Source organism: Psychrilyobacter sp. (assembly GCF_049671765.1).
GTDB lineage: Bacteria > Fusobacteriota > Fusobacteriia > Fusobacteriales > Fusobacteriaceae > Psychrilyobacter.
Window position 1 is genome coordinate 1 of the sequence record NZ_JBATVM010000087.1, and the last position, 4,522, is coordinate 4,522.

The window sequence follows — 4,522 nt, forward strand, 5'->3', positions numbered from 1 at the left end:
CTATCGTAAATTTTTCTAGCTGTATGTCTTTGTTTTAAAGGCTTATCTAGATCATTTTTCAACCAAGTAAAGATAGTTTCTTTAAATGGATCTAATTTAGAAGAAAATACTCTGGGTTTTAATTTGGCATTAAAATCTTCCATAGTAGCATATTTTTTAACGATTTTAAACGAATGACCTGTTTCTTCAGAAATAGCTCTCAAAGATTTTCCTTGCAGTTCATACATAGTTTTGATATTATATTTATTGATCATTGGCAACATCCTTTCACACCCCCTAATTAATGAGTTTAGTCACTTAAATTATTAGAGTGTAATTTGATATGTGTCAATGGTCTTTTTTTATTTATTGCTAAAACGCTGACATTTTACTTTGCAACTGTGCTGTCTTTTTACCTTACCATAAACAGATAGAGCCCTATATTCAGTTGGAGTTTTCACCAACAGAATACTCTAACTATTTAGGAGTTTCTAGAGGAACTCTATATCGTTCTATGGACAGGTTATCAGGATTAAATATTTTGAAAAGACATCAAAAAAGATATAAATATATCATTGATTGTAAATTACTGTAATAAAACCACTATTTAGGCCTTGAAAAAGTCTTATGGTGAGACAGTTTGTCTCTCTGTGAGACGTTTTTTCTCACCAGGGGACGTTCTTCAAAATCGTCTATTAATCCCAATAGTACCAATGGTTTAAAGGGGTTCTTGTTTAATGTATTTCAATAGTAGCTATACAATTACAAGGGGAAGTTAGTAGGAGGTCTTAAGAGGCAAATTAGAGGGTATTTTTGAATTAAAAAGTAAAAAATAAGATATTTAAAAGATAATAAACGTTAGTCACAAATGGCACGAATGGACACGAAGAAGAAGAAAAAAGAGTATAGATAAAAGATAAAACCTTTGGACACGGAGATACACCGAGAAAAAGAGTGAACACTGAGACTTCTCTGTGAACTTCTCATCTAGATCTCAGTGAATATCTGTGTTCCATGGATTAGTATAAATTCGTGACAGGCTTTAAAGGATTGTAGAGGTAATTCATGAATTACCCGTGCGATAAAGTATATATTGGTGACAAAAAAATTAGGGTTTAGTTGTGCTCAAAAGAAAAGTTATCTTAGTATATTTTAAATTCTTTTCCTTCTAAAATACTATTTTTAAATTTCTCATTGGTTACTCTTTCAAAATGAATTAGATCTACAAAATAGATTATTCTACTTTCCTCTATATCCCATCTAATCAAATTTATTTCTGTACTGGTAAAATTACCAAAGATAGCGATATCTATATCAGAAGTTCTTTTATATTTTTTACTTGCTCTAGAACCAAAAATAATTGCTTTTTCTACCCCGTGTAGAATTAAAATAGCTCTTAATTCTTCCTCAGATCTTCTTTCTAATCCAAACATTATTCTACCTCTTTATCTTTGACATTTAGATAAAAATCTTCTAATTCTTTGTAATAGGAGTTGATGATTTTTCCATAGATCTCCTCTGATGTTGACTGAGAGTTGGTATGGGTAGTAAGGTTTCGATCCTCTATCATGTCTATCCATAATTTGGCATCTTGTATTATTTCATTATTAAATCCTGTTCGTATAGTACTCCTAGGAGCTTTGGCTTCTGTAAGACCTTCTGAATTAAGAAAGTACTTCATTACTTTCCAAGATAATTCCAGAGTGAATTCAAATCTTTGTATAACGCCGTCTTTTATGGTAGAGGAGTCTATAACTTTACTTTCTTCAATAGCTTCTTTTAAACGTTCCAATGCATTTTTATAGTCAGATATTCTTTCATCCCATCTTTTAGCCATAATTATTTCTCCTTTTTATTTCTGTATTTATTATTATAATTATATCATAAAAATTGAGAGATTTTGTGTAGAAATTTTATATCTTATGAACTCTAAAAAGAAAGAATGTAGATGCGGTGCATATGCAGATAAAAAGCTATGAAGAGGCAGGATTTTTTTGATTTTGGTTAAAACTTAGAAAAAAGAGAAAAATCTTGGACACGGAGATACACAGAGGGAAAAAAAGAGAGTACACTCAGAAAACCTCTGTGAATCTCTCATCTTGTCTCGGTGAATCTCTGTGCCAAAAAAAGATTCCTGTGCTATGGTAGTAAGATGTTATAAATTATATATATAGTTGGCTTCTTTCTTCCTGACATTTAGAAATCACTTTTTATCTATAAGTGATTTTTTATAATCGTCACCCTGTGGGGGAGAGAAAAGAAGAGTGAGGTCAGTTTTGATTTTAAATAGAGGTAAACACCTCTTTTTTTTATGGTATAATAAAAGAAAAAGAAGATCTTTGTCATACTTGATGTGGGCATTGCTAATATACTATTAGTTTACTGTCGTAAACATAGGAAATTGCAAGGAGGTTAAGATGAAAGAAAAGAGTCAGTTTATATCTGAAGAGGAAGGTCAAAACTATAAAAAGAAAATAATAAAATATTTTTCTGATAAAGAAAAAAATATAGATGGAGTATATATATTTGGTTCTATCTCAAGAGGTGAAATGTGGGAAGAGAGCGATATAGATATAGCTGTTATAGGAGATTTTAATTTTAATGACAGGTTAGATTTTATTTGCGATTTAGAAAAAAAATTAGAAAGGAAGATAGATCTTATAGATTTTAATAGAACTAATTTAAACTTTCAGGCAGAAATAATAACAAATGGAGAGTTGATCTCTTGTTTAGATAGGGAAAAAAATGATCTGTTAGAATATAAAATTTTAGCTAAATATTTAGTTTTTGAAGAGGATAGAAAAATAGTTTTAGATGAAATTTATAAGAGGGGAAGTGTATTCAATGAAAAGAGTAGTGCTAAGTAAGATAGAGAGTATTGAAAGATGTGTTAAAAGAATAGATGAGATATATGGTGGGGATCTTAATAGATTAAATGATTATTTATATCAAGATGCTATAGTTTTAAATATTCAAAGAGCCTGTCAGCAGTCTATAGATCTATCTATGTATCTATGTTCAAAATTAGCTTTTGGAATACCGAAATCAAGTAGAGACTCATTTGCATTATTAAAAGAAAATGGGATTCTCTCAGAAAAGACATCTAACCTTATGGAGAAAATGGTTGGGTTTAGAAATATAGTTATCCACGAATATCAAACTGTAGAATTAGATGTAGTAAAATTTATTGTAGAAAAAGGAATTGGAGATTTCTTAAGTTACTCGAAAGAAGTTTTATTATATATGGGAGGAATAGAGGATTAGGTTCCAAAGTTTCCGCCTTTGATACGGGTTACTCTAATGCCACGATTATTAAAATTAAGTATAATTAAAACTGAATTTTAAATGTGGACGTCATAAGAGAAACCGAAGCAATAACATCTGGTCTTGATAAGTAATTACCTCTTTTTTTTATGGTATAATATTAGTAATAGAATTTATAGAAATATTGTAAAAGGAGTGTATAATGGTAGAGGATAAACTCATAGAGATAATCTTAAAAAAATTAAAAGGTATAGATAAGGAAATTATATATATCTTTGGTTCTTATGCTAAAAAGGAAAATACAGAAAATAGTGATGTGGATATAGCTTTTTATTCTAAAGGTGAATATGATTCCTTTGAGATATTTCTTTTAGCTCAAGAGATCAGTATTGGAATAAAAAAAGAAGTAGATCTAGTACAGTTAAAAAAATCTTCTACAGTATTCCAGAAAGAAGTTGTTGAAAATGGTATATGTATATATGAAAAAAATAGTCTTGAAAGGGAAAAATTTGAATTACTGGTGTATAAAAAATATTTCAAATTAAATGAAGAGCGAAAAGAGATAATAGATAATTACGAGGTGTAAAGATGAGAGATGATATTATTTTAAACAAGAGTGAAACTATAAAAAGATGTATTGCTAGGATCAATGAAGAATATGAAGGGAAGCCGGAAAATTTAAATGATTATAGAAGACAGGATTCTATTATCTTAAATGTCCAGAGACTCTGTGAAGCTAGTATAGATATAGCTACTCATTATATAAGAAAAAATAAATTGGGTATTCCACAGACAAGTAAGGAAAATTTTGAAATTTTGGAAAAAAATAATGTGATAACAAAGGAACTGAGTTCACGTCTACAGGGGATGGTAGGTTTTAGAAATATAGCAGTTCATGACTATCAAGCTCTAAATTTAAAGATAGTTGAAAGAGTTGTGGAAGAATATATCTATGATAGTTTGAAATTAGCAAGGATGATATTGGAAAGATAACGACTGTAAAAGAAAAGGTTATAAATACCAAAAAAAAGAACAAAAATAGATATAATCTATTTTTGTTCTTTTTTTTTGGTATTTATTAGTGTAATGGTTTCCATTGGTGTTGTTGGTGTTGATAAAAATAGTATAGAATTAAACTTAGAAAACTTAAAAAAAACTTAGTTTACTATTGACTTTACACTTAAATGTCGTATAATTATGTTATAAAGAAGGATAAAATAATCTAAAAATGGACAGAAATATTTTTTTAAATTAGTAAGTGAAAAAAGTAATTATTTTT

The 4,522-nt window shown here is 28.8% G+C and carries 6 protein-coding genes and 1 pseudogene; 4 read left to right on the forward strand and 3 right to left on the reverse strand.

The genetic code is table 11. From position 1 onward, the window contains the following. From WBG30_RS04100 to WBG30_RS04110, 3 genes and pseudogenes are all read right to left on the reverse strand, one after another. Positions 1-263 (reverse strand): annotated as a pseudogene (locus WBG30_RS04100) (IS21 family transposase); the annotation flags it as partial. An 858-nt stretch (positions 264-1,121) separates the two neighbouring features. After that, positions 1,122-1,412: a nucleotidyltransferase domain-containing protein gene (locus WBG30_RS04105; RefSeq protein ID WP_424503374.1), complete on the reverse strand. Its 291-nt coding sequence runs from the start codon at positions 1,410-1,412 to the stop codon at positions 1,122-1,124. After that, on the reverse strand, positions 1,412-1,816 hold the full coding sequence (locus tag WBG30_RS04110) for a nucleotidyltransferase substrate binding protein (protein WP_424503375.1): 405 nt from the start codon (positions 1,814-1,816) through the stop codon (positions 1,412-1,414). Before WBG30_RS04110 ends, WBG30_RS04105 begins: the two co-directional genes overlap by 1 nt. Before the next feature lie 580 nt (positions 1,817-2,396). Between WBG30_RS04110 and mntA (WBG30_RS04115) the strand changes: the two genes are divergently transcribed. The 4 genes from mntA (WBG30_RS04115) (at position 2,397) to hepT (WBG30_RS04130) (ending at position 4,236) form a co-directional block, all read left to right on the forward strand. Further along, positions 2,397-2,846 (forward strand): type VII toxin-antitoxin system MntA family adenylyltransferase antitoxin, encoded by a 450-nt coding sequence (mntA, locus tag WBG30_RS04115; RefSeq protein ID WP_424503376.1) that lies wholly within the window; start codon positions 2,397-2,399, stop codon positions 2,844-2,846. Further along, positions 2,824-3,243 carry a type VII toxin-antitoxin system HepT family RNase toxin gene (gene hepT / locus WBG30_RS04120; protein ID WP_424503377.1) on the forward strand — a complete coding sequence of 140 codons (420 nt, stop codon included), beginning with the start codon at positions 2,824-2,826 and terminating at the stop codon, positions 3,241-3,243. The genes mntA (WBG30_RS04115) and hepT (WBG30_RS04120) overlap by 23 nt, the downstream gene beginning before the upstream one ends. 202 nt (positions 3,244-3,445) lie before the next feature. Continuing rightward, positions 3,446-3,829, forward strand: coding sequence for a type VII toxin-antitoxin system MntA family adenylyltransferase antitoxin (gene mntA / locus WBG30_RS04125; protein WP_424503378.1), 384 nt, complete (start codon positions 3,446-3,448; stop codon positions 3,827-3,829). A gap of 2 nt (positions 3,830-3,831) precedes the next feature. Continuing rightward, positions 3,832-4,236: a type VII toxin-antitoxin system HepT family RNase toxin gene (gene hepT / locus WBG30_RS04130; protein ID WP_424503379.1), complete on the forward strand. Its 405-nt coding sequence runs from the start codon at positions 3,832-3,834 to the stop codon at positions 4,234-4,236. The last annotated feature ends 286 nt before the right edge of the window (positions 4,237-4,522 follow it).

Excerpts from the sequence above, each read along its gene's own strand:
- mntA (WP_424503378.1), top strand. The coding sequence starts at position 3,446 with ATGGTAGAGGATAAACTCATAGAGATAATCTTAAAAAAATTAAAAGGT.
- WBG30_RS04110 (WP_424503375.1), bottom strand. The coding sequence starts at position 1,816 with ATGGCTAAAAGATGGGATGAAAGAATATCTGACTATAAAAATGCATTG.
- hepT (WP_424503377.1), top strand. The coding sequence starts at position 2,824 with ATGAAAAGAGTAGTGCTAAGTAAGATAGAGAGTATTGAAAGATGTGTT.
- hepT (WP_424503379.1), top strand. The coding sequence starts at position 3,832 with ATGAGAGATGATATTATTTTAAACAAGAGTGAAACTATAAAAAGATGT.
- WBG30_RS04105 (WP_424503374.1), bottom strand. The coding sequence starts at position 1,412 with ATGTTTGGATTAGAAAGAAGATCTGAGGAAGAATTAAGAGCTATTTTA.
- mntA (WP_424503376.1), top strand. The coding sequence starts at position 2,397 with ATGAAAGAAAAGAGTCAGTTTATATCTGAAGAGGAAGGTCAAAACTAT.